At 72.2% G+C, this 24,745-nt stretch carries 22 protein-coding genes; 9 read left to right on the top strand and 13 right to left on the bottom strand.

The features are described from left to right. Nucleotides 1-246 precede the first annotated feature (246 nt). Both DEJ02_RS02690 and DEJ02_RS02685 read right to left on the bottom strand, forming a co-directional pair. On the bottom strand, nt 247-1,803 hold the full coding sequence (locus DEJ02_RS02690; RefSeq protein WP_111031920.1) for a DUF2142 domain-containing protein: 1,557 nt from the start codon (nt 1,801-1,803) through the stop codon (nt 247-249). 15 nt (nt 1,804-1,818) lie between these two features. Next, the gene (locus tag DEJ02_RS02685; RefSeq protein ID WP_111031919.1) at nt 1,819-2,307 is read right to left on the bottom strand and encodes a GtrA family protein; all 489 of its coding nucleotides are present in this window, start codon (nt 2,305-2,307) and stop codon (nt 1,819-1,821) included. A 113-nt stretch (nt 2,308-2,420) separates the two neighbouring features. Between DEJ02_RS02685 and DEJ02_RS02680 the strand changes: the two genes are divergently transcribed. The 6 genes from DEJ02_RS02680 (at nt 2,421) to DEJ02_RS02655 (ending at nt 8,548) form a co-directional block, all read left to right on the top strand. Then, entirely contained in the window at nt 2,421-3,557 is a 1,137-nt protein-coding gene (locus DEJ02_RS02680) for a 5-(carboxyamino)imidazole ribonucleotide synthase (RefSeq protein WP_111031918.1), read from the top strand. 222 nt (nt 3,558-3,779) lie between these two features. Beyond that, a complete protein-coding gene (locus DEJ02_RS18600) occupies nt 3,780-5,435 on the top strand; it encodes a glycoside hydrolase family 6 protein (protein WP_111031917.1) in 1,656 nt (551 codons plus the stop codon). Between the two features lie 175 nt (nt 5,436-5,610). Then, a complete protein-coding gene (locus DEJ02_RS02670; protein ID WP_111031916.1) occupies nt 5,611-6,708 on the top strand; it encodes a glycosyltransferase in 1,098 nt (365 codons plus the stop codon). Between the two features lie 9 nt (nt 6,709-6,717). Continuing rightward, nucleotides 6,718-7,230 (top strand): 5-(carboxyamino)imidazole ribonucleotide mutase, encoded by a 513-nt coding sequence (gene purE, locus DEJ02_RS02665; protein WP_111031915.1) that lies wholly within the window; start codon nt 6,718-6,720, stop codon nt 7,228-7,230. A 40-nt stretch (nt 7,231-7,270) separates the two neighbouring features. Then, a complete protein-coding gene (locus DEJ02_RS02660) occupies nt 7,271-7,543 on the top strand; it encodes a hypothetical protein (protein WP_111031914.1) in 273 nt (90 codons plus the stop codon). A 237-nt stretch (nt 7,544-7,780) separates the two neighbouring features. Then, complete coding sequence (locus tag DEJ02_RS02655) at nt 7,781-8,548, top strand: family 16 glycosylhydrolase (protein WP_111031913.1); 768 nt, start codon at nt 7,781-7,783, stop codon at nt 8,546-8,548. 13 nt (nt 8,549-8,561) lie between these two features. Here the strand turns inward: DEJ02_RS02655 and DEJ02_RS02650 are convergent, their stop codons facing one another. From DEJ02_RS02650 to DEJ02_RS02625, 6 genes are all read right to left on the bottom strand, one after another. Then, entirely contained in the window at nt 8,562-9,704 is a 1,143-nt protein-coding gene (locus DEJ02_RS02650; protein ID WP_111031912.1) for a glycosyltransferase family 1 protein, read from the bottom strand. 190 nt (nt 9,705-9,894) lie between these two features. Then, the gene (rfbD, locus tag DEJ02_RS02645) at nt 9,895-10,746 is read right to left on the bottom strand and encodes a dTDP-4-dehydrorhamnose reductase (protein WP_111031911.1); all 852 of its coding nucleotides are present in this window, start codon (nt 10,744-10,746) and stop codon (nt 9,895-9,897) included. A gap of 11 nt (nt 10,747-10,757) precedes the next feature. Then, nucleotides 10,758-11,744 (bottom strand): dTDP-glucose 4,6-dehydratase, encoded by a 987-nt coding sequence (rfbB, locus tag DEJ02_RS02640; RefSeq protein ID WP_071406432.1) that lies wholly within the window; start codon nt 11,742-11,744, stop codon nt 10,758-10,760. Further along, complete coding sequence (locus DEJ02_RS02635) at nt 11,741-13,333, bottom strand: glycosyltransferase family 39 protein (protein WP_111031910.1); 1,593 nt, start codon at nt 13,331-13,333, stop codon at nt 11,741-11,743. The genes rfbB and DEJ02_RS02635 overlap by 4 nt, the downstream gene beginning before the upstream one ends. After that, on the bottom strand, nt 13,330-14,889 hold the full coding sequence (locus DEJ02_RS02630) for a glycosyltransferase family 39 protein (protein ID WP_111031909.1): 1,560 nt from the start codon (nt 14,887-14,889) through the stop codon (nt 13,330-13,332). The genes DEJ02_RS02635 and DEJ02_RS02630 overlap by 4 nt, the downstream gene beginning before the upstream one ends. Beyond that, nucleotides 14,879-15,820: a glycosyltransferase family 2 protein gene (locus DEJ02_RS02625; protein ID WP_111029469.1), complete on the bottom strand. Its 942-nt coding sequence runs from the start codon at nt 15,818-15,820 to the stop codon at nt 14,879-14,881. The genes DEJ02_RS02630 and DEJ02_RS02625 overlap by 11 nt, the downstream gene beginning before the upstream one ends. Before the next feature lie 98 nt (nt 15,821-15,918). On the opposite strand from DEJ02_RS02625, the gene DEJ02_RS02620 reads away from it, so the two are divergent. The 3 genes from DEJ02_RS02620 (at nt 15,919) to DEJ02_RS02610 (ending at nt 19,233) form a co-directional block, all read left to right on the top strand. Beyond that, nucleotides 15,919-16,527 carry a dTDP-4-dehydrorhamnose 3,5-epimerase family protein gene (locus tag DEJ02_RS02620; protein ID WP_111031908.1) on the top strand — a complete coding sequence of 203 codons (609 nt, stop codon included), beginning with the start codon at nt 15,919-15,921 and terminating at the stop codon, nt 16,525-16,527. A gap of 10 nt (nt 16,528-16,537) precedes the next feature. After that, nucleotides 16,538-17,401 carry a glucose-1-phosphate thymidylyltransferase RfbA gene (rfbA, locus tag DEJ02_RS02615; RefSeq protein ID WP_111029470.1) on the top strand — a complete coding sequence of 288 codons (864 nt, stop codon included), beginning with the start codon at nt 16,538-16,540 and terminating at the stop codon, nt 17,399-17,401. A 119-nt stretch (nt 17,402-17,520) separates the two neighbouring features. Further along, nucleotides 17,521-19,233 (top strand): glycosyltransferase, encoded by a 1,713-nt coding sequence (locus DEJ02_RS02610; protein ID WP_146249209.1) that lies wholly within the window; start codon nt 17,521-17,523, stop codon nt 19,231-19,233. Nucleotides 19,234-19,367: 134 nt separating this feature from the next. Here the strand turns inward: DEJ02_RS02610 and DEJ02_RS02605 are convergent, their stop codons facing one another. The 5 genes from DEJ02_RS02605 to DEJ02_RS02585 all read right to left on the bottom strand — a co-directional run bounded on the left by DEJ02_RS02605 (nt 19,368) and on the right by DEJ02_RS02585 (nt 24,692). Next, entirely contained in the window at nt 19,368-20,222 is an 855-nt protein-coding gene (locus DEJ02_RS02605; RefSeq protein ID WP_111031906.1) for a glycosyltransferase family 2 protein, read from the bottom strand. Further along, nucleotides 20,219-21,388, bottom strand: coding sequence for a glycosyltransferase family 1 protein (locus DEJ02_RS02600; protein ID WP_220038358.1), 1,170 nt, complete (start codon nt 21,386-21,388; stop codon nt 20,219-20,221). Before DEJ02_RS02600 ends, DEJ02_RS02605 begins: the two co-directional genes overlap by 4 nt. Nucleotides 21,389-21,462: 74 nt before the next feature. After that, nucleotides 21,463-22,518 (bottom strand): glycosyltransferase family 2 protein, encoded by a 1,056-nt coding sequence (locus DEJ02_RS02595; protein WP_111031904.1) that lies wholly within the window; start codon nt 22,516-22,518, stop codon nt 21,463-21,465. Nucleotides 22,519-22,556: 38 nt separating this feature from the next. Beyond that, complete coding sequence (locus DEJ02_RS02590; RefSeq protein ID WP_111031903.1) at nt 22,557-23,786, bottom strand: ABC transporter ATP-binding protein; 1,230 nt, start codon at nt 23,784-23,786, stop codon at nt 22,557-22,559. Nucleotides 23,787-23,789: 3 nt separating this feature from the next. Beyond that, nucleotides 23,790-24,692 (bottom strand): ABC transporter permease, encoded by a 903-nt coding sequence (locus DEJ02_RS02585; protein ID WP_111022341.1) that lies wholly within the window; start codon nt 24,690-24,692, stop codon nt 23,790-23,792. Between the last annotated feature and the right edge of the window lie 53 nt (nt 24,693-24,745).

The raw sequence follows: 24,745 nt of genomic DNA, 5'->3' as shown, positions 1-24,745 counted from the left end.
ATGACGGACCCGACCATTCCTGCTCACGGAGTGGGGCACCGGTCGCGCGTGACGACGGACAGGAGGCCCGTGCCAGCTGGCACCGGGCCTCCCGTCCGTCTCGTGGGTGCGCCCACTGCACGCCGCGCGCCGTCCGCCGAGGGGTCACGAAGTGTCGGCTGCGGCCGCGCCTGCCGACAGTTCGCGACCCCTCGGGGCCGCGCCTGCGGCACGTCGTGCCACCGCGGCGCTCCGCAGCCGGGCGTGTCAGCGGACGGGAACCGTCGTCGGCAGGGCGCGACGATCGGCGCGCGCGACCTGCAGGACCGACGCGACGAGCCCCACCGCGACCAGGGCCACGACGACCACGAGCACCGCGGGTGGCACCGGCCCGATCTCGGAGTACCGCAGCAGCCCGCGGCCCGTCACCGGGAACAGCGCCGCGTTCCAGAACCAGGCCGACGCCACCGCGAAGCCGTACACGCCCACCGCGGGCAGCACGACGGCCAGCGCCACCGCGGCCCAGGTGCGTGCCCGGCCGGCCGGCACCAGTCGTCGCCACGCGAGCGCGCTCAGCACGATCAGGCAGACGATCGCGGGGAAGTAGTACCGGCCCTGGGTGGCGGCGACCTCGGTGGTGGTGAGGTACGAGTGCGCGCTCGTGCGGTTCTGGATGCCGATCAGGAGCGCCGGGAACACCGCGAGGCACAGGGCCACCCGCAGGTCCGGGCCCCGGCGGAACGCCCAGCCGACCAGCACCACGAGGGCGACGAGGGTCAGGACGGCGGTGAGCAGGTCGCCGATGGTCACCTGGGCGCGACCGCCGAAGCTGCCCCAGAACGTGCGCGACAGGGTGCCCCAGCTGACGTCGAGGAAGTGTCCGAGCGTGGGGCTCTCGCCCGGGGGGAAGTCCTTCGGGGGCCGCATCGCCGTGTAGCCGTTCGGTTGGATCCGGCCGTACGACACGAGGTTGTGCAGCCACCACCAGGCACCGATGCCGCCGGAGACCGCCATCGTGACGACCGTGCGGACGATCCGTTGCCGCAGGGAGAGCACCCCGGCGCCGGCGAACAGCACCACCACCGCGACGAACGGCACCGCCGGCAACCCGGTGCCCTTGATCCAGACCAGGGCCCCGAGCACGACAGCCAGTGCGATCGTGGTGCGCCAGCGGGTGTCGCCGGTGAGCAGACGGGTGGCGAGCCAGACGACGATCCCGGCGACGAGCAGCACCGGGGCGTCGTTCGAGAACGACGAGCCGATCGACGCGAGCTCGGGCGTCGCGAACACGGCGAGGGCCCCGATCAACGCGGCGCGGGGGCTGCGGGTCACCCGGCGCACCGACGCCCAGGCGAGCAGGGGGAGCGCGGTGACGGCCAGCACGTCGGCCAGGCGGAGGGCGATGAACGCGTGGTCCCAGCGGAGCTCGCCGAAGTCGACGGCCCGGAGCACGGCGGCGCCGGCCAGGTAGGCGGTCGGCGGGTGCTGGGTCATCTGGTTGACCGTCGCCGAGGGCCCTGGTGCGTTCTGCAGCAGCTCGCTCACCGTCGACCACTCGTCGGACGGCTTCGTCGCCTGTTCGACCTTCGCAGCCTGCACGGCGTTGGTGACGTGCAGCTCGCCGGGGGCCGCCCAGGCGTCACCGAGGGCGACGTGCACGGCGGCGTCGATGTGCGCGGTCTCGTCGGGGGCCTCGAACACCGGGACGAGCAATGCCCACGCCACGAGCCAGAGTCCGAAGGTCGCCGTGATCACCGCGATCGCGACACGTTCCCAGCGCGCGGTGCGGGGTGGGGCGGGGGTGGTGGTCGTCTCGGCCGTCACCCCACCGATCCTAGGTCAGACGTCGTGGGGGACCCGCGGGCCGTCGGACACCGACTCGTCCGCGGCGGCCGACTGCGTGGCCGTGCGCTCGGGGTGGTAGACCCAGACCTTGTAGAGCCAGAACCGGAAGACCGTGCCGAGCACGAGCCCGATGATGTTCGCGACGTTGTCGGCGAGCACCGAGGTGAGCCCCATCGCGTAGTGGGACACCCCGAGGCAGGCGAGTGCGATGACCATGCCGCCGAGCGACACGACGACGAACTCGATGCCCTCGCGGGTGGCCACGGCGCGACGCTGCTCGCGGAACGTCCAGTACCGGTTGCCCATCCAGTTCACGAAGATCGCCACGACGGTGGAGATGACCTTCGCCCAGAACGGCCCCGAGTGGACGTCCTCGGGGTTCAGGACGGTGATGCGCAGCACGTTGAACACCGTGGTGTCCACGACGAAGCCGACGGCACCGACGACGCCGAAGCGTGCCAGCTGGGCGATGAGGCGCCGCACGAGCCCTCCAGGATCAGTAGAGTTGTGACCGGTCGTGCAGAGCGCGACCCGAACAGCGATTGTAGACAACGCGTTCCCACCGCACGGTGGGAGCGCCGGAAGGATCACACAGCATGGCGTTGCGCGTCGGGGTCATCGGTGGGGGACAGCTGGCACGGATGATGGTGCCGGCCGCGGTCGAACTGGGGATCGACATCCGGGTGCTCGCCGAGGGGCCGGGCATGTCCGCCGCGATCGCCGCCACCGCCGAGGGCGACTACCACGACGCCGCCACGGTGCTCGAGTTCGCCCGACAGGTCGACGTCGTGACCTTCGACCACGAGCACGTGCCGCAGGACGTCCTGCGCAGCCTGGTCGACGCGGGCGTGTCGGTCCACCCCGGACCGGACGCGCTGGCCGTCGCCCAGGACAAGATCACCATGCGTCGCCGGCTGAGCGAACTCGGGCTGCCGGTGCCCGACTGGGCCGCCGTGCAGGGGCCCGACGACCTCCGAGCGTTCCTGGCGGACCACGGAGGCCGTGCCGTCGTCAAGACGCCGCGGGGCGGGTACGACGGCAAGGGCGTCCGGGTCGTCTCCGACGCGTCCGACGTCGACGACTGGTTCATCGCCGTGGCCGAGGCCGGCGGCGACCAGGCGCTCCTGGTCGAGGAACTCGTCCCCTTCACCCGTGAGCTCGCGCAGTCCGTGGCACGCCGTCCCTCCGGGCAGGTCGTCGCCTGGCCGCTCGTCGAGACCGTGCAGCGCGACGGGGTCTGCGCCGAGGTCATCGCACCGGCCCCGGACAGCGCCGGCCGGATCGCCGACCTGACTGAGTCGATCGCCGTCCGCATCGCGGAGGAACTCGGTGTGACCGGTGTGCTGGCGGTCGAGCTGTTCCAGACCGACGACGAGCGCATCCTCATCAACGAACTCGCGATGCGTCCGCACAACACCGGGCACTGGACCATCGACGGCGCCACCACGAGCCAGTTCGAACAGCACCTGCGCGCCGTCCTCGACCTGCCGCTCGGAGCAACCGGCTCGTTCGCTCCCGCGTCCGTCATGGTCAACGTGCTCGGCGGACCCGCGGACGGCGACCTCGCCGCCCGGTACCCCGCAGCGCTCGACGCCTTCCCCGAGGCGAAGTACCACTTCTACGGCAAGGCGCCCCGGCCCGGCCGGAAGATCGGGCACGTCACGGTGCTCGGCGACGACGTCGACGACGTCGTCTACCGCGCCCGCGCGGCCGCGGCGCACTTCGACGACTGAGCCGGTGTCCGCGACACCGGGTCGCGTCCTCGACGTGACCGGCTGACGGACGGGAGGCCCGTGGCGACGCCGCCACGGGCCTCCCGTCCGTCACGGGTGCGGGACACACTTGTCGGTCGCTCTGCGGACACCCCCTCGGGTGGCACCCGCTCGGGAGGCTGGCGGGGGCTGGGAGCGCATGTTCCCCTGGTACAGTCCGTGCCCACCGTCCAGGGAGTCCCCATGCGCCGCCGTCCGCGTCGTGCCGCCGTCTGCGGCGCAGCCATCGCCCTCGTCGCAGCCGTCGCCGGCCTGCTGCCGACCGCGACCGCGTCCGCAGCGACCTCGGCCTCGACCATCCGCTCGGCCACGTCCGCGTCGCTCTACGGCGCCGGGCCGTACCGGTCGCCGACGAGCGAGGCCGCGAAGGCGCAGGCCGCCCTGGCCGCCACCGACCCGGCCGGGGCCGCTGCGGCGGCGAAGATCGCCGGGTACCCCGTCGCCACCTGGCTCGGCGACTGGAGCCAGGGGACGCAGCTGACCAAGACCATCAGCACCGCCCTCACCGGTGCCGAACAGTCCGGCACCACCCCCGTGTTCGTGCTCTACGCGATCCCCGACCGTGACTGCGGCGGGTACTCCGCCGGCGGCTTCGACGAGGGGTCCTACGACGCCTGGGTCGACCAGGTCACCGCGGCGCTGGCGGGACACCGCGCAGCCGTCATCGTCGAACCGGACTCGCTCGCGATGCTCAGCAACGCCAAGTGCAGCACCGCGCTCGACGAGCAGCGATACCGGATCCTGTCCCGCACCGTCGCCGGGCTGACCGCCGCCGGAGTCCCCGCCTACCTGGACGCCGGCAACTCGAACTGGGTGCAGCCCGCGCTGATGGCGTCGCGGCTGAACAGCGCGGGCGTCCAGCAGGCCCGCGGGTTCTTCACGAACGTCGCGAACTACTACCCGACCGCCCAGGAGCAGGCGTACGCGCAGAAGGTGTCCGCCGCCACCGGGGGCTCGCACTACGTGATCGACACCTCGCGCAACGGGCAGGGCTGGCGTGGCACCTGGTGCAACGGGCCGGGGGCCGGGCTCGGCACCTCGCCCCGGGTGGTCTCCGACGGCACGGCGCTCGACGCCCTGCTGTGGGTCAAGACCCCCGGCGCGAGCGACGGCACCTGCAACGGGGCCCCGGCCGCCGGCAAGTGGTTCTCGACCTACGCCCAGGCCCTCGTCGCGAACGCACGCCTGGGTGTGCCCGCCGCCGACCTGACCCCCCGTGGCACGCTCGAGGCCGTCGCCGGAGCCGGCGGCGGCGTCCGCGTGTCCGGGTGGGCCTACGACGAGGACGACCCCACGCAGCCCGTGCGGGTCCGTGCCACCGTCGACGGCGTCTCGGCCGGCGTCACCACCGCCGGGCTCGACCGGCCGGACGTCGACGCGCGCTTCGGGGTCGGCGCGACCCACGGTTTCGACGTCGTGGTGCCCACCGCGGCCGGCGCTCGCCGCGTCTGCGTCACCGCGGTGAACATCGGCGCGGGGTCGGACACCCCGCTCGGCTGCTCGACCGTCCGCGCCTACCGGCACGACCCGTACGCCAAACTGGAGTCCGCCAAGGCCGCGACCCGGGGCATCGCGGTGCGCGGCTGGGCGTTCGACGGCGACGCGGTGGCCTCGGCGAGCCGGGTGGCGATCACCGTCGACGGCAAGCGGGTGACGTCGCTGGACGCCGGTCGGAAGCGTGCCGACGTGGACGCGACCTGGGGCTCCGGTGGCTCGCACGGCTTCGCGGGCACCGTCCGGGCTGCGGCCGGCAAGCACACCGTCTGCGCGATCGTCCACAACACCGGGAGCGGAGCGGACCGCAGGGCATCGCCGTGCCGGACGGTGACGGTGCGCTGAGGGGGCGTCCGCCGTGCGGTGTTCTCCGTGCGGCGTTCTCCGTGCGGCGTCCGCCGTGCGGTGCGAGGTTCCGTCGTCGGTGGGAGGCTCTGCGGCTCGCACCGCGCACGGAACCCCGCACCGTTCGTGACTGGCCTCGCACGGTGCCAGGTGCCAGGTGCGAGAGGATGGGCGCATGCCGCGTGATCTCGTCCGCCGGGCCGCCGGACGCCTGCGCCGCGCCGTCGCAGGTGCCCCGCCACAGCCGGCGCCCCTGCCCGTCCTCGGGTACGTCGTCGCGGGCGGTGGCGGCGCCCACCCGGCCTCGGCACACGTCCGTGTCGTCCGCCGCACCGAGCACCTGGCTGCGAGCGGCACCGCCGAGGTACGCCAGGTGGACCCGGCGGCGTTCGTCGACGGCTCCGACCAGGCGCCGTACGCCGCACTCCTGGTGCAGCGGGACATCCTTCCCCGTGCCGACGTGCAGCCCTTCCTGGCGGCAGCCGCCTCCCGGGGCATCCACGTCGTGGCCGAGGTCGACGACGACTTCTTCACCGAGTCCGGACGCGCCCGCTTGGCCCGCGCCGAGTACGACCCCGACCGGCTCGCCTCGATCGATGCCCTGGTGCGCGGTGCCGACACCGTCGTCGTGAGCACGCCCGAACTCGCCGACGTGGTCCGTCCGGTGGCGCGGGACGTCGTCGTCGTGCCGAACGCCCTCGACCCGACGATCTGGACTGCCGGCCCCACCGCGGACGACGACGAACGGCCCGCGGGGGAGCACCGGGTGCTGTACATGGGCACGCTCACCCACGCCGCGGACCTCGAACTCCTGCGTGACGTCTTCGCCGACCTCACCACCGCCGACGGCACCCCGATCCGGCTCGAGGTCATCGGGGTGACCGACGAGGGCGGTGCCGACTGGTTCCGCCGGGTCGAGGTCCCCGACGGGCACTACCCGGCGTTCTCCCGATGGCTCGTGGCGCACCGGGAGCGCTGGCGGGCGGGCGTCGCACCGCTCCGTGACGAGGAGTTCAACCGCGCGAAGAGCGACCTGAAGTTCCTCGAGTACACCGCGCTCGGGCTGCCCGCCGTGGTGTCGGATCGTCCGTCCTACGCCGTCGCACGGGCCCACGGGGCCGTGGCCGTGCCGGACGACGTGTCGGCGTGGCGGGACGCCGTGCGGACCGCCGTCGACCGTGGCCGGGCGGACGAGGGGGCGGCCCGCTGGGTCGCCGAGGACCGCACGATCGGCCGTGACGGCGACACCTGGCGACGCGTGCTGCTCGGCTAGGCTCGTCGCGTGACCGACACCGCCGCACCCGCACAGCCGCTCGTCTCGATCATCATGGGGTCGGACTCCGACTGGCCGACCATGCGGGCCGCGGCGGACATCCTCACCGAACTCGGCATCCCCTTCGAGGCGGACGTCGTGTCGGCGCACCGCACCCCGGACAAGATGACCCGCTTCGCCCGCGGCGCCGCCGCCCGTGGCATCCGGGTCGTCATCGCCGGGGCCGGTGGCGCGGCACACCTGCCGGGCATGGTCGCCTCGATGACGACGCTCCCGGTGATCGGTGTCCCGGTGCAACTCGCGCGTCTCGACGGCCTCGACTCGCTGCTCTCGATCGTGCAGATGCCGGCGGGTATCCCGGTCGCGACGATGGCGATCAACGGTGCCGCCAACGCCGGTCTGCTGGCTGCGCGCATCATCGGTTCCTCGGAGCCGGTCGTCGCCGCTCGCCTGACCGAGTACGCCGACGGGCTCGAGCGCCTGGTCGAGGAGAAGGCGGCGCGCCTCCGCGACTCGCTCTGAGGCCGCCGCTGCGGGGTCCGCGCCGCGCTACGGTAGCGGGATGCACCGCGCCGTCCCCGTCCTCGTCCTCTCCGCGGTCGCCGTGGTCGCCGCGGTGGTTTGCGTGGTCGCTGCGCGCGCGGCCGGTCCGGTGAACCCCGTGGCGGGGTGGTTCCGTGGCGCGGGCCAGGACGTCGTGGCGACGAAGTCGCAGTTCGACTCGTGGTTCGCGGCGCTCCACGTCGCCGAAGCCGCAGCGGTCGTCGCCGTCCTCGCCGTGGTGGCCGCCGTCGTGGTCGCCGTGGTCGCTCGACACCGTCGCGCACGTCCCTGACCCCACCACCCGACGTCGGCGCGCGGCTGATCCGACCGATGCCGACGCCACGCCACGCGCACTGACCAGGACTTCTTGCCCGACGGCTGATCCTCGCGCAAGCCCCGTGTACTGGGGGTGCGCTGAAGTGTCAACCCCCAGGCGCAGATTGTGGACAGCAACTACCGTGAACGCCGGGTAGCCGAGATCCGGCCGCCCGGCACCCACGGGAACGGGTGCGAACAGTCACGTCAGGGAGTGACCGACCTCATGCAGAAACGCACCACCAGGAGGGCCGCACTCGCCGTCGTGCTCCTCGGAGCAGCACTCGTCGCCGGGCCGCTCGGTCAGGGGACCGCAGCGACCGCCAGCTCGGCACCGCTCGGCGACGTCGGGAACTTCAAGCAGACCTTCCGCGAGCAGTTCAGCGCCGCGGCCAGCGCGAAGGGCGCCTTCGCCAAGAAGTACGCCAACTCGTGGCAGCCGTACCCGGACGGGACCGGCGGCATGTACTACTCGGGCTCGCAGATCAGCTCGCACAACGGGTACATGGACGTCAAGCTCGACGGCAAGCACGGCGCCGCCGGCACCTTCGGCACGCCGACGGGAGCCTGGGGCCACAAGGGCGGCAAGTTCATCGTCCGCGCCAAGGCAACGGGCGGTGCCGGCAACGGCGCGGCCTTCATGCTCTGGCCGTCGTCCGACCGCTGGGCCGACGGGGAGATCGACTACCCCGAGGCCAACTTCGACCAGCAGCCGATGCTGCACCACCACTCGATGATCGCGGGCCAGGAGGCCAACGCGACGAGCATGAGCACCGGCGTCTCGTGGCGTTCGTGGCACACGTACTCGATCGAGTGGGTGCCCGGGAAGTCCGTGCGGTACCGCCTCGACGGCAAGGTGATCAAGACGATCACCTACGACGTGCCGAAGACCGCACACCGTTACATGTTCCAGGTGGGCGACTGGGGCGACGCCGGGCACCTGTACATCGACTGGGTCAGCACCTACACGTACAAGGGCTGACGCGCTCCTGCCGTCAGAGGTCGGCGTGCAGCTGCCAGGTCTCCGCGGCGGAGTCGGACCAGTCGTACATGCGTGCGCGGTCCGGCCCCGCCACGGCCAGCCGGCTGGACAGCTGCGGGTCGTTCACGACCTGGTAGACGGCCTGTGCGAGCCGTGCGGGGTAGGACTCCCGCGGTGACCGGGCGACGGTGACGCCGGCGTCCGACGCGACCTCCGCCACGGCGGGGTCGTCGGAGTGGATCACCGGGGTGCCGAAGCTCATCGCTTCGATCACGGGCAGGCCGAAGCCCTCGGCGAGGCTGGGGAACACGAACACCGTCGCACGGTCGTAGACCACCGCGAGGTCCGCGTCGTCGATGCGGCCGAGGACCTTCACCCGGTCGCGCGACAGTCCCGCGCGCTCCGCGGTGCCGTACACGTCGATGTCGCCCCAGCCGTCCGGACCGGAGATGACGAGGGGCACGTCGCTGGGGGCATCCGGGTGGGCCATCGCCTCGATCAGGGACGCCAGGGCCTTGCGCGGCTCGAGCGTGCCGACCGCGAGCACGTAGCGGTCGGGCAGGCCGAGGCGCTCGGCGCGCAGGTCGGCGTCGACGGGCAGGCGGAGGCGTCCGCTCGGGGCACCGCCGATCACGCGGAGCCGGTCGTCGAACCGGTGGATCTCGTTCAGCGCCCCCGCCACGGCGTGGGTCGGCACCACGACGGCGTCGGCGTGCTTCCACGCCCGCTTCACCATCGCCTTGTGGAAGTGGACGCCGCGCGGTGTGAGGGTCTCGGGGTTGGTCCACGGCACCACGTCGTGCACGGTCACCACGGTCTGCCGGCCCGGGTCCTGGAAACGGTCGTGCTTGACCAGTGGTGCGAGCACGCTCGGCGCGTGCACCATGCCCTTCGCGATGCCGCCCACGAACCCGCCCTGCCAGGCGAGCGACAGCTCACGACGTGGCAGCGGCAGTCGCTGCAGGTCGGACAGTCCGGGCAGGAGCGTCCGCAGGTGCGCCATCTCGTCGGACCCGACGGCGGAGACCACACCCGCGACCTCGCAGCCGCTCGGCGCGTGCTCGACGAGGTGTCGCGCGAGCTCCTCGGCGTAGCGCCCGATGCCGCCCGGCACGGGCGCGACGATCTGGTCGACGATGACGTGGAGGGTGGTCATGGTGCTGTGCTCCTCGTCGTGGTTCGTGGACCCGTGGTCAGGGGGCCGAGGGCCGGCCCCGCGCTCGGCTGCCCGACACTACCAGGGTGGTCCCGGCGCCCCCTGGGCGCGGTCGGTGGTCGGACAGGAGGCGCGGGTCGGGTCCGCGGTGTGCGGAACCCGACCCGCGCCTCCCGGTCGAGAGCCGTGCCTACGCGGTCAGCGCACCCGCCGCGACCGCAGCGTGCAACGCGTCGCGCCAGTCGCGCATCGGCGCGAGTCCGGCACGCGACCAGCCGTCGTGGCCGAGCACGCTGTACGCCGGGCGCGGCGCCGGCCGGACGAAGGCGGCGCTGTCGGTGGGCAGCACGCGCTCCGGGTCGAGCCCGAGTTCGCGGTAGATGGCCTGCGTGAAGTCGAACCAGGAACCCTGGCCGGCGTTCGTCCCGTGGTAGATGCCCGCGGGGGCGTCCCCGTCGACGAGCTCGACGATCCGCGCGGCGAGGTCGCCCGTCCACGTCGGCTGGCCGACCTGGTCCGTGACGACGCTGACGGTGTCGTGCGATCCCGCGAGCCGGAGCATCGTCGCGGCGAAGTTCGGCCCGTGCGCGCCGTAGATCCACGCGGTGCGGACGACGTACGAGGTGTCCGGGGCGATCGCGCGCACGAACGCCTCGCCGGCGGCCTTGGTGCGGCCGTAGGCGTTGATCGGGTCGGTCGGGGCGTCCTCGGCGTAGGGCGCGGTGCCGTTGCCGTCGAAGACGTAGTCGGTCGACACGGTGACGAGCTTCGCGCCGTGGCGGACCGCGGCCTCGGCCAGGAGCTTCGGCCCCGTCGCGTTGACCGCGTGGGCGTCGTCCTCGTGGTCTTCCGCGTCGTCGACCTTCGTGTAGGCGGCGGAGTTGACCACGACGTCGTGCCCGGCGACGGCGGCGTCCACCGCGGCCGGGTCGGTGATGTCGAGGTCCGCCCGCGACAGCGCGGTGACGTCGCGGCCGGCGAGTGCGGCCTGGAGGTCCTGGCCGAGCATGCCGGCGGCGCCGGTGATGAGGTACCTGGTCACGGTGTGCCGGTTCAGCTCAGGGCCGCACGCTGCTTGAGCGGCTCCCACCAGGCGCGGTTGTCGCGGTACCACTGCACGACGTCGGCCAGGCCCTGCTCGAACGGCACGAGCGGCTCGTAGCCGAGCTCGGCCTGGATCTTCGAGATGTCGACCGAGTAGCGCAGGTCGTGGCCGAGACGGTCGGCGACGCGGTCGACGTACGACCAGTCCTTGCCGGTCGCGTCGAGCAGCAGCTGCGTGAGCTCCTTGTTGGTCAGCTCGGTGCCGCCGCCGATGTTGTAGATCTCGCCGGCGCGGCCACGGGTCAGGACCATCGCGATGCCACGGGTGTGGTCGTCGACGTGCAGCCAGTCGCGGATGTTGTTGCCCTCGCCGTACAGCGGCACGTGCACGTCGTCGATGAGGTTGGTGACGAAGAGCGGGATGACCTTCTCGGGGAAGTGGTACGGCCCGTAGTTGTTCGAGCAGCGCGTGATCGAGAGGTTCAGCCCGTGCGTGCGGTGGTAGCTGCGAGCGAGCAGGTCGCTGCCGGCCTTCGACGCCGAGTACGGCGAGTTCGGCTCGAGCGGGCGCTCCTCGTCCCACGAGCCCTCGCTGATGGAGCCGTAGACCTCGTCGGTGGAGACGTGCACGAAGCGCTCGGTGCCGTGGCGGAGCGCGGCGTCGAGCAGGCGCTGGGTGCCCACGACGTTGGTCTCGACGAAGATGCCGGAGTCACGGACCGAGCGGTCGACGTGGGACTCGGCGGCGAAGTGCACGATGGCGTCGACGGTCGGGACGACCTCGTCGAGCTTCGCGGCGTCGCGGATGTCGCCGTGCACGAAGGTGTAACGAGGGGAGTCGGCGACCGGGGCGAGGTTCGCTTCGTTGCCGGAGTAGGTCAGTGCGTCGTAGACGACGACCTCGGCGCCCTCGAGGCCGGGGTACGCGTCCTCCAGCGTGCGGCGGACGAAGTTCGAGCCGATGAAGCCGGCTCCTCCGGTGACGAGGATCTTCACGAGTTCTCTTTCCTGACGGTCGGTTCGTGGGTCGGCGGCGATTCTAGCGGGCCGCTGGTGGGGTCGGCGGGCTCGGCGGCGGTGGCGGGTGCTCCCGGCTCGGCGACGGTCCGCCACACCAGGACGACGGTCGCGACGGCGGCGGCCGCGAACACGATTGCGACCAGCAGGATCGCGAACGGCCCGGCGACCGCGCCGCCGGCCATCGCGGAGATCCCGCCGGGCGTGATGCGGAACTGCGTGTTCTCCCACCCGCCGCGGTAGGTCAGGCCGATGCCGTACGTGCCGATGGCGAGCGAACCGACGACCGCGAGCCGGGCCAGGCGTCGGCGGAGCTCCGGACGGACGACGAGGGCGTGCCACGCGACCGCCTGTGCGAGCACGAGCGCGACGACCGCGACGAACAGGAACCGGCCCTGCAGCCCGTTGCCCTGGTGCGTGCCGAGGTAGTTCCGCCAGTTGTAGGCGAGGGTGGCGACGAGGACGACGGTCGGCCAGACGAGCAGGATCGTGGTCACCCGGCGGCCCGGAGCCCGGCGGGCGTACGACCACCCGATGACGGCCAGTCCGACGACCGCGAGCGTGTCGATGACCATCGCCGGCAGCGGCCACTGGTTCGCACCGAGTGCGCCGAAGAACGAGGCGGTCAGTCCGTCCCACTGGCGCCCGGCGAACGCCCCGGGGTTCGCACCGCCCGCCGGGTACGGCTGCACGGTCGTGACGGCGCGCAGGGCGTCGGGCAGGAGCGTCCCGCTCACGAGCAGCGTCCGCACCCACCACCAGCCGGACACGGCGACGGCAGCGAGGACGACCACGCCGGCGTGCAGGCCCCGGCGGCCCCACGTCCGGCCCGGTGCCAGGGCGGACACGAGGACGACGAACGGGATCGCCAGGAGCCCCAGCGCGTTCAGGGCGGCCAGCCCGGTGACGGCGACGGCGAGCCCGGCGGTGGTCCACCACGAACGGTCGCCGGTCAGCACGCGTGCGCTGAGCCAGACGAGCACGGCGCCGAGCAGCACGACCGGTGCCCACACCGTGACGCCGGAGGTGACCTGCGCCAGCTGCGGGACGGCGAAGAGCAGGACCGGGGCGACGAGTGCCGTGCGGGGCGAGCGGGTCACCCGACGGACCGTCGCCCAGACCAGGACCGGCAGCGCGGTGACGAGCAGCACGTCGAACACGCGGAGCACGAGCACCGAGGTCGCCCAGTCGTGCGAGCCGAACCGGATGACGCGCAGGATCCCGGCGGCCACCAACCAGTACGTCGGCGGGTTCTGGGACATCGGGTCGATCGCGGGGGAGTCCCCGGGCACGGCCGCCAGCAGCGCGTCGACCGTGGGGCGGTCGATGGCCGGTGCCGGGTGCTCGACGATCTGCCGCACGGCGGCGAGGTAGTGCATCTCGCCGCCGTGCGGCCAGCCGAGTCCGAGCGCGAGGCGGAACGCGGCGTCGACGTGTGCAGGCTCGTCGGGTGCCCCGAAGGCCGGGGTGACGAGGGCGAAGGTCAGCAGGAAGGCGAGCCAGGCCAGCGTCACGGTGCCGAGCAGGACCCACTCGTGCCGGCCGACGAGCGGTCGCGGGGCGCTCACGCGGGCACCTCCGGACGGCGCATGAACCGGACGAGCAGCACGGCGGTGACGGTCAGTGCGACCGCGGCGACGGCGACGAGGGTGAAGTTCGTGCCGGCGGGGACCATGCCGTAGCGGTCGAACCGGCCGACTGCGAACTCGTCGACCCAGAAGGCGGCGTCGCGCCCGAAGGCCCGCAGCGCGTAGACGACGCCGTACAGCGCGATGGCCATCGCCGCGATCGACATCCCGACGGCGAGCCGGGTGGTGCCGGCTGCCGTCACGGTGACCCGGCGCCAGGCGAGGGCGCTCAGGGCGATGAGGGCGATGAGCGTGGGGTAGTAGTAGCGCCCCTGGGTGCCGGCGACGATGGTGCTCCGGACGTACCCGCCCCACCCGCTCTGCAGGTGCAGGGCGATGAGGATGACGGGGAACGACGCCAGCACGATCGCCGGGCGGAGCGACGGGCCGCGGCGGAAGCCCCAGACGACGATGCCGACGAGCGACGCGATGGTCAGCCCGTCGATCAGGACCTGGGCGAGCTGGAACTGGGTGAGACCACCGACGCTGCCCCAGAAGGTCCGGGTGACGCCGTTCCAGTAGTCGCGGAGGAACACCTCGGGGCTGGCCGCGGTGCCGGCCGGGAAGGGCATCGGCGGACGTGCGCCGGCCATGCCGTCCGGCTGGATGTCGCGGTACACGAGGATGTTGCGGAGCCACCACCAGCCGCCGACGACGGCGGCGAGCCCCAGGGTCCACAGCGTCCGGAGCGCGTTCCGCCAGACGGTCGCCCGGGTGCAGCCGGCGGCCATCACGGCGATGCCCACGAACGGGATCGCGGGGAGCGCGGTGCCCTTGACGAGCAGCATCGCGCCGAGCAGCAGCCCGATCCAGATGGTCGTGCGCACCCGCAGGTCGCCGGTGAGCAGCCGCACCACGAAGTACACGAGCGCCCCGGCCAGCGGCAGCATGAGCGCGTCGTTCGTGACCGAGGTGCCGATCGAGGCGACCTCGGGCAGGGCGAACACCGCCGCACCGCCGACCAGGGCGGCCCGTGGTGACCGCGTCAGCCGACGCACGGTGGCCCACGCCAGGAACGGCAGCGGCAGGACGAGCAGGGCGTCGAACAGTCGCAGCACCATGACGGCGAGGTCCCAGCGGAGGTCCTCGAAGTGCACCAGCTGCAGGACCCCGGCGGCCAGGGCGTAGTACGTGGCGGGGTGCTGCGACATCTGGTCGATGCTCGTCGGGTGCACGCCCGGGAACTCGCGGAGCAGCTCGCCCCACGTCTGGTTCACGTCGGTCGACTGCCGCATGTTGCTGATCTGGGTGTCGTGCACCGCGTTGAGGTAGTGCATCGCACCGGGCGCGGGCCAGCCATCACCGATCGCCAGGTGCAGCACCGCATCGACGTGGGTCGGCTCGTCCGGGGCCTTGTACGTCGTGGTGACGACGGCCCAGACCGCGAGGACGGCGGCGAACGCCACCGTCAACGCGATCACGATGATGCGCTCGCGCCGCCCGACCGCGGGTCGGACGTCGGAGCGCGACACGGCCGGTGCCGTGTCAGTCGCCATACCGCTGCAGTTTCTGCAGGTCGAGCTGCTCCTCGGCCAGCGTGCGGTTGAGGCGGGTGAGGTCGGCCACGACGCCGATGACTATGGAGAGGAGCGCCGTGATGAGCAGGACGACACCGAGGATGATCGACTGCAGGTGGTTGCCGCCGGTCTGCATCGCCAGGAGCACCAGGTAGCGGATGAGCGGCCAGAGTCCGAGCGCACCGAGCACCGCGGCGACCCAGAGGAACAGGGCCATCGGCCGGTACATCAGGTAGACGCGGGCGATCGCCGAGCCGGACTCGAACATGTGCTGGAAGATGTTGTTGAAGAGCCGCGACTCGCGGGTCTTCGGGTTCGTCGTGATCGGCACCGACGCGATCGCCAGGCGCTTGTAGCCGGCCTGCACGATGGTCTCCATGCAGTAGCTGAAGCGCGTCACGATGTTCAGGCGGATGAGCGAGTACTTCGAGTACGCGCGGAACCCGCTGGCCGCGTCGGGCAGGTCGAGCCCGGCAGCGCGGCTGGCGACCCACGAGCCGAAGCGCTGCATGATCTTCTTGAAGCCGGAGAAGTGCTCGATGGTGCGCGTCTGCCGGTCGCCGATGACGATCTCGGCTTCCTTCCGGAGGATCGGCTGCACGAGCTCGGCGATCTGTGCCTGCGGGTACTGGTTGTCCCCGTCGGTGTTCACGACGATGTCCGCACCGTGCAGCAGCGCGTAGTCGACGCCGTCACGGAACGAGCGGGCGAGGCCCATGTTCGTCGTGTGGTGCACGAAGTGCTTGACGCCGTGCTCCTTGGCGACCTCGACGGTGCGGTCGGTGCTGCCGTCGTTGATCACGAGGATCTCGATCTCGTCGATGCCGTCGATCTCCCGCGGGATGGAGTCGATGACGCTGGCGAGGGTGTTCTCCTCGTTGAGGCAGGGGATCTGGACGAATAGCTTCACGGGCTCGCTTGGTCTCGTTTCGGGAGTCGCAGCGCGCGGGGCGCGGGGCACAGAACCAGGACAGCCTATGCGAACTCACGGCTTGCTAGGCTTCCCCGGTGCAGATCCGCGAACTGAAGATCCCTGGCGCGTGGGAGTTCACGCCCGTCCAGCACGGCGACGCACGAGGAGCATTCCTCGAGGCGTACCGCGCCGACGTGCTCGAGGAGACCGTCGCTCACCCGCTCGACCTCCGCCAGGTGAACATGTCGATCTCCGCGGCCGGTGTCGCCCGCGGCATCCACTACGCCCTCGTCGCGCCGAGCCAGGCGAAGTACGTCACCGCCGTGCGCGGGGCGTTCATCGACTACATCGTCGACATCCGCGTCGGGTCCCCGACGTTCGGCCAGTGGGACTCCGTCCGGATCGACGACGTCGACCGCAAGGCCGTCTACCTGTCCGAGGGGCTCGGCCACGCGATCGTCGCGCTCGAGGACCAGTCGACCGTGAACTACCTCGTCAGCGCGCACTACGACCCCGAGCGTGAGAAGGGGATCACGATCCTCGACCCGACGGTCGGGCTCGACCTGCCCGAGGGCCTCGGCGAGCTGGTGCTCTCCGAGAAGGACACCAGCGCCCCCACCCTCGAGGAAGCCGCGGCACAGGGCCTGCTGCCGACGTACGAGGAGTGCGTCGCGTACACCGAGTCGCTCCGGACGAAGAAGTAAGGGGAAAGCGATGAAGGGCATCATCCTCGCCGGCGGTTCCGGCACGCGCCTCTGGCCGATCACCAAGGGCATCAGCAAGCAGCTCATGCCGATCTACGACAAGCCGATGGTCTACTACCCCCTGTCGACCCTGATGATGGCGGGCGTCCGAGAGGTGTTGGTCATCACGACGCCGGAGTACAACGACCAGTTCCGGGCCCTGCTCGGCGACGGCTCGGCGCTCGGCATGGAGATCCAGTACGCCGTGCAGCCGTCCCCGGACGGTCTGGCGCAGGCCTTCGTCATCGGCGAGGAGTTCATCGGCGACGACAGCGTCGCCCTCGTCCTCGGCGACAACATCTTCCACGGCACCGGCCTCGGCACGAACCTCCGGAAGAACACCGACGTCCAGGGCGCGACGATCTTCGCGTACCACGTGGCCGACCCGAAGGCGTACGGCGTCGTGGAGTTCGACGACGACTTCACCGCCGTCTCCATCGAGGAGAAGCCGGCCGAGCCGAAGTCGAACTACGCCGTCCCCGGCCTGTACTTCTACGACAACAAGGTCATCGAGATCGCCAAGACGATCGAGCCGAGCGCCCGCGGCGAGCTCGAGATCTCCACGGTCAACGAGCGCTACCTCGAGGCCGGCGAGCTCGGCGTCCAGGTCCTCGACCGCGGCACCGCGTGGCTCGACACCGGCACGTTCGAGTCGATGATGCAGGCGTCGGAGTACGTCAAGGTCATCGAGGACCGTCAGGGCTTCAAGATCGGCTGCATCGAGGAGATCGCCTGGCGGAACGGCTGGATCGACGACGCGCAGCTCGCCGAGCTCGCCGCGCCGCTGGTCAAGGGCGGCTACGGCGTCTACCTGCAGCGACTCCTCGGCGTCTAGCTCCGCACGTGACCCCCGCCCCCGGTTGGTTCGGTCGCCGACGTCGCGACACGACGGCTCCCGACCACCCCGACCGGGAGGCCCGTCCCGCGCCCGCAGCGCCGGCTGACGTCGTGCGCGTGGCCGGCTTCGACCGTCCCCTGCCGCGGCTGGACCACGACGTGACGGTGCTCGTCACGACCCGTTCGGACCGGCACGCCGAGGTCGCCCGGCTCGTGTCGGTCGCCCGTGACGCCTTCGGCCGCGGGGTCGACGTCCGGGTCGTGAGCTACGTCGCGGACGCCTCGCCGGTCGACCCGTTCGGCCGTCGCCTGCCGTGGGTCCGACCGGAACCCGTCGACGGCCTCGGCTCGGCGATCAACGCCGGGGTCGTAGCCGGTGCGGGCCAGACGCTCGTGGTGGTCGACACCTCGGTGTCGGTCGACGTGCCGGCACTGCACGCGCTGGCGGCCGCGGGCTCGGTCGCGCAGGCCCGGGTCCGGATGCCGGACGGCACGCTCCGCTCCGGTGCCCGGCTGCTGCGCCCCGGTGCCCTGCCTTGGTCGGACGACCGCGCCGACACCGTGACCAGCGTCGACACCGTCTTCGCGGCGGACCAGCCGGTGCTCTCGGTGCCGGGGGCGGCGCTGGTGCCGGCACCGTGCCTCCCGGACGAACGCATGACCCTGACGGCCTGGAGCCGCGCGGTCGCCGATGCCGATGGCGGAGCCGTGCGCGTCGTCGGCGAGGCGACCCGCTCGGTCGAGGCCGGCCGCACCGTCGACGCCGCGACCGTCGACGCGTTCACCGCCTGGCGCGACCGCGCGTCCGAGGGCGCCGGTGTCGTCGCCGGACCGCCCCTGCCGCCCTGGGGTGCCCGGCCGGTGGCCCCGGCCGCGCGCGTGACCGGCGGTGACGCCGAACACCTCACCTGGTCGCTCAAGATCGCTGCGCCCGCCGGGCCGGAGGGCGACGGCTGGGGCGACGTGCACTTCGCCGCCGAGCTCGCCGGGGCACTCGAGCGCCTCGGGCAGCGCGTCCGGATCGACCGACGCGACGCCCACGTGCGGGACGACGATGTCTCGGACGACGTCACGCTGGTGATCCGGGGCCTCGACCGGGTGCCGCCGAACCCGGCTTCGGTGAACCTGCTCTGGGTGATCAGCCACCCCGACGACGTCGCCGACACCGAACTGCGGTCGTTCGACGCGGCCTTCGCGGCCGGCCCGGTGTGGGCAGCCGCGGCCGCTGCGCGTGCGGGCGCGCCGGTCCGGACGCTGCTCCAGGCGACCGAGCCGGCGGTGTTCCGCCCGGGCGCGCGCACGGCGACGAGCCCCGATGCCGACCGCGTGGTGTTCGTCGGCTCGACTCGCGGCGCCGCGCGACCCATGGTGACCGACGCGGTCGCGCTCGGTGCCGATCTGCGCGTGCACGGTCCGGGCTGGGACGAGGTCGTCCCCGCGGAGTCGCTCGGCGAACCGTCGCTGACCCGGGCCGAGGTCGCGGCGGCCTACGCCTCAGCGCGTGTGGTGCTCAACGACCACTGGCCCGACATGGCCGCCGGGGGCTTCGTGTCGAACCGGGTGTTCGACGTGCTGGCGTCCGGGGGAGTCGTCGTGACCGACCCGGTGGCCGGGCTGTCCGACGTGCTGGACGTCCCGACGCTCGTGGTGCCGGGCTCTCGTGACGAGCTGGCCGACCTGCTCGACCCGGCGCGCCCGTGGCCGTCGGCTGCCGAGCGGGCCGCCGTGGCCGATCGCATCGCCGCCGAGCACTCCTTCGACGCCCGCGCCGCCGTGCTGCTGGCGGCGGCCCGCGCCGAGCGCACGCGCCTGCACCCCCGCCGCCCCTGACGCCGTCGGGCGCGAACGGGCCCGCAAGACACCGGTGTTCGCACTCGGAACACCCGCAGACCGCGGTGCAACGCGCGAACACCGGTGTCTTGTGAACGGGACAGCCCGCGAACGGGACAGCCCGCGAGCGGGAGCTACTTGCGCGTGACCCAGCGGGCGCGGAGCGAGAGACCCGCGTGCAGCACGACGCGCAGCGGCCAAAGCCACCACGCCCGGTACTTCCGCGACAGGAACCGGTAGGCGCTCCGGTGGTGTTCGATCTCCATGCGGCGCCGGTTGGACGACGTCGAGTGGGCTCCGGTGTGGGTGACGACCGCCGAGGGCACGTACACGTTCGCTCGGCCCGACCGACCGACGCGCTGCCCGAGGTCGACGTCCTCGAAGTACATGAAGTACGACTCGTCGAACCCGTCGAGTTCGCGGAAGAGCGACGTCCGGATGAGGAAGCACGCACCGGAGAGCCAGCCGGCCTCGCGCTCGACGACCTTCGTGGTGGACCAGTACCGCTGGCTCCACGGGTTCGCCGGCCAGAACCGCGAGAACGCCGCGTGGCCGAGGCCGGTCCGGAGTGAGGGGAGCTGCCGGGCGGACGGGTAGGTCTCGCCCTGGTCGTCGAGGATCCGAGGGCCGAACGACCCACCGGACGGCAACCGGTCGGCGGCGGCCACGAGTTCGTCAATCGAGCCCTCGCCGAGCACGACGTCGGGGTTCGTCACGAGCAGGAACTCCGGGCGGACGTCCGGCAGCACGTCGTCGAGGGCGCTCAGGGCCGCGTCGATCCCGCCGCCGTAGCCACGGTTGCCACCGGAGGACACCACGACGGCACCGTAGGACTCACCGACCGCTCGGAGTGCGTCGATGTCGGCCGAGCCGTTGTCCGCGATGACGACGGCGACCGGGTCCTTCGAGGCACCGGCGACGCTCGCCAGGAACGGCCGGATGGTCTCGCCGGTGTTGTAGGTGACCGTCAGCACCGCGACCCGGATCACCGCGCACCCCCGGCGACGGACTCGTAGGCCTCGACGTGCACGGCGGCGGTGGCCTCCCAGGTGAACGAGGAGGCCCGCGTCAGCGCCGCCGCACGGTGCGACGCCACGAGCGCGGGATCGTCCAGCAGCGCGGTCATCGCGGACGCCAGCGCGGTCGCGTCGGGCTCGCTGTAGACGGCCGCGTCACCGCCGACCTCGGGCAGGGACAGCCGCCGGGTGGTCAGGACGCACGCGCCGGAGGCCATCGCCTCGACCACGGGCAGCCCGAAGCCCTCGCCGAGGGACGGGTAGACGACGAACTCGGCACCGCCGAGGAACCCGGCGAGGTCCTCGAGCGGCAGGTAGCCGGCCTCGATGACGTGGTCGGTGGGCTGCAGGGCGTCGAGCCGCGCGATGGCCGACTCGTCCCAGCCGCGGGCCCCGGACAGCACGAGCCACGGGGTCTCCGAACCCGGGCCACCGTCCGACCCGGCTGCCGCACGTGCGGCGCGTACCGAGGCGTACGCGTCGAGCAGCGCCGTGACGTTCTTCCGCGGTTCGATGGTGCCGAGGAACGCGATCCACGGGGCACCCTCGGGCAGGGTGGCGGCGATCCGGGCGTCCTCGACCGCGGCGACGTCGGGCTCGTGGAACACCGTGCGGTCGACGCCGAGCGGTGCGACCCGGACGTCGGCGCGGATGCCGGTCACGACCCGGGCGGCCTCGGTCGCGGTCGCGGCGCTCGGCACGATGACGACGGGTCGGGTGCGCAGGGACCGGCGGCTCCACCAGGTGAAGAAGGTGCGCTTCAGGCGCGAGTGCCACTCGGGGTTGGAGAAGAACGTGGCGTCGTGCAGCGTGACGACGGACCCGCCGCGCCAGGCGAACGGGAACGTGTAGTGCGGGGAGTGCAGCACCTGCGCCCCGAGCCGACGGCCGAGCGCCGGCAGCCCGGTTTGCTCCCACAGGAACCGCAGGGGCACCGAGTCGGTCCAGCCCGGCGCCGTGTGCACGGTCGCGTGCGGCGCGACGGCGGCGAAGTGCGGGGCGTGCACGGGGCGGACGACCAGGTGGACGTCGAGCGACGGGTCGGTCAGGTGCGACACGACCCCTTCGACGTAGCGTCCGACGCCGCCGAGCGCCTGCGGTACCGCGGTCCCGTCGACGAGGACGGTGAGCTGCGGCACGCGTGGTTCCTTCCGGGCGGGGACGTCGTGGCCGGGGCCGTCGACGGGGGAGTGTCCAGGATAGCCCGCTGCACTCATGCGCCCGGGTCCACGCTGCGGCGCGGGACGGACGCGCGCCGGGTCTCGCGCAGCCGGCGCGCGAGGTGGACCGGCAGGGTCCCCGCGACGTCCGCGATCGCCGTCAGGACGAGCCGCGCCTCCCGGCGGGTGCGACCGGAGGCCAGCCCACGCAGGCCGCGCACCAGGGTACGGACGCTCGCCCGCGCGACGGTCGGCCACGGGGCGTGCCAGAGCGCGACGACGATGCGGTTGCGCGCGTTCCGGAAGACGAACAGGTCGCTCTGCACGCCGGACGACGCCGAGTGGTCGTGCTCGACGACCGCGTCGGCCGCGTGCTCGACGCGCCATCCGCGGCGGCGCAGCCGCCAGGCGAGCTCGGTGTCCTCGTAGTACATGAACAGGGACTCGTCGAGCAGGCCGACGTCGTCCAGCGCCGTTCGGCGGAGCGCGGACGCGCCGCCGGAGAACCCGAAGACGTCGACGTCGGCGACCCGGTCGACGGGCGCGAACCAGTCGCGGTCCATCCCGTTGCCGTCGCGGTCGACGCGGACGCCGGTCGAGTTGAGCCGGACCTCGCCGTCCGCCGACGGCGTCCAGCGACGGCCGTCGTGGTCGCGCAGCACGCGTTGGCCGGGGGCGGGCTCCACCCCGGCCGGGAGGCCCGTCCAGCGTCCGGCGAGCACGATGCGGCCCGTCACGGCGGCGACCTCGGGCCCGGCGTGCGCCATGTGGTCGCGGAGCGCAGCGACGAAGCCCGGTGCGGGCACGGCGTCGTTGTTCAGGAGCACGACGACGTCGGCGTCCGTGTGCCGGATGCCGGTGTTGGCACCGGCCGCGAAGCCGCCGTTGTCGTCGCGTGCGATGACGGTGGCGTCCGGCAGGGCACGGCGGAGCACCGCGACGGAGTCGTCGGACGACCCGTTGTCGACGACGATGACGTCGTCGGCCGTGCCCTCGTCGAGCACGGCGCGGACGGCCGCGGTGGTCAGGTCGGCGCGGTTCCAATTGACGACGACGACCGCGGTGCGGATCGTGCCGTCGGCCCGGGGCGCGGAGTCACCACGGGGCATGCCGTCGGCGCGGGACCCGGTGTCGCCGTCGTCCGGGGTCAGTCGAGCTCCTCGATCGAGGGTTCGGCGTAGACCGTGCCCACGGCGTGCTCGAACCCGGGGACCTCGAACGAGTCGCACTCCGGCATGTCGTGCAGGTGGCGCCCGGCCGAGTCCATCATCGACACGTTGATGAAGTACTTGCCGGTGCCGAACGCGGTGTCGGCGATCCGCAGGCGGAGCTTCCGGCGACCGTGCAGCGGCTGCAGTTCGAGGCCCATGATGCCGGTGGTGGTGCCGTAGACGACCTGGCCACCGGCGTTGTTGATCTGGACCGCGGCCTCCCAGTCGGCGATGCCGTCCAGGTGCTCGAACTCCATGTCCACGACGAGGTCGTCGCCCGGCATGACCTCGGCGCGGGGCTGCTTGCCGTCGACGTGCACGCTCGCGCCGATGACCTTGCCGCGGCCGACGGCGACGTCGGTGCTGAGCTCGCCCTGACGGCGTTCCTCGAGCACCTCGCGGAACATGCTCACGGCCTGGACGGGGTCACCGTCGTGCAGCACCTTGCCCTTGTTGAGCAGGACGACGCGGTCGCACATCTCCTGCACCTGGCTGAGGGAGTGCGTGACGATGATGATCGTCTTGCCGGCCTCCTGGAAGGTGCGGATGCGGTCGAGGCACTTGCGCTGGAAGGCCTCGTCACCGACGGCCAGCACCTCGTCGACGAGCAGGACGTCGGGGTCGGTGTGCACGGCGACGGCGAACGCGAGCCGCACGTACATGCCCGATGAGTAGAACTTCACCTGGGTGTCGATGAAGTCCCCGATGCCCGAGAACGCCAGGATGTCGTCGAACTTCTCGTCGGTCTGCTTGCGGCTGAGGCCGAGCAGGCTCGCGTTGAGGTAGACGTTCTCGCGGCCGGACAGGTCGGGGTGGAACCCCGCGCCGAGCTCGAGCAGGGCGGCGAGGCGACCGCGGCGGGACACCGTGCCGGAGGTCGGCTGGATGATGCCGCCGATGGCCTTGAGCAGGGTCGACTTGCCCGAGCCGTTCTGGCCGATGAGCCCGACGGTCGAGCCGGCCTGGATCGACACCGTGACGTCGTCGAGGGCCCAGAAGTCCTGGCGGTGCTTCCGCCCGGCGCGGCCGAGCGTGACGATGCGCTCGCGCAGGGTGTTGTCCTTGCGGACCGTGAAGCGCTTGCGGACGTGGTCGATGACGATGACGTCGGGACGCTCGGCGGTCTCGCCGGCGGTCGTCGGGGCGACGGGGGTGCTGATGGCCATGGTCTAGAGCTCCTGCGCGAAGTTGCCCTGCAGGCGGGAGAAGATCCGCTGCGCACCGATGAGGCAGAGGAGGCCGATCACGAACGCGATCCCCAGCCGCAGCATCAGGTGGTCCGGGTACGTGACGTCTGCCGGGTCGTGCAGCCAGATCGCGTTCTGCAGGCCGAGCACCGACAGGGTCAGCGGGTTGTTCGTGTAGAGGGTGAGGAGCCAGTCCGCGTTCACGGTCGCGACCACCCGCGAGTACGAGTAGACGATCGGCGAGGCCCAGAGCAGGACCATCAGGCCGACGTCGATGACGAACTGCACGTCGCGCAGGTACACGTTGAGCGCGGACAGCACCAGGCCGATGGCGGCGCCGTAGACCAGGATCACCGCGAGCGAGGGGATCAGGTAGACCAGGCCCTCGTGCCACGGGAAGACGCCGATGACGACCGTCGCCGCCAGCAGGATCGCGAACTGGATGGTGAAGTTCACCAGGGCCGCGCCCACGCTGGCGAGCGGGAAGACCTCGCGCGGGACGTAGACCTTCTTGATCAGCCCCGAGTTGCCGACGATCGACCCGGTCGACCCGGCGACGATCTCGCTGAAGAGCGTGTAGGCGGTCAGGCCGGTGAAGACGTAGATCGCGAAGTTGTCGATGCCGTTGGCGGCACCGAGGACCTTGCCGATGACGAAGTAGTAGATGAGCAGCTGGGTCAGCGGGCGCACGAGCGTCCACACGAACCCGAGTGCCGAGTCCTTGTACCGGGCCTTCAGGTCACGCCGGACGAGCATGCCGAGCATCTCGCGCTGCCGGAAGACGTCGCGCAGCTCACGGAAGGTCCCGCGGAAGGCGCTCGTCGGAGCGCCGATCACGACGAGGGGTTCCTTCGCGAGCGCGGTCATGCGGGCTTGGTCGACCATACGTCTCTTCGTTCGTGGGGGCAGGACCGGAACAGCATACTCACCGGGCCCGC

The sequence above is a fragment of the Curtobacterium sp. MCLR17_042 genome (assembly GCF_003234695.1).
Lineage (GTDB): Bacteria > Actinomycetota > Actinomycetes > Actinomycetales > Microbacteriaceae > Curtobacterium > Curtobacterium flaccumfaciens.
Note: the sequence above shows the minus strand (reverse complement) of the source record. Positions and strands in the feature narration are given on the sequence as shown.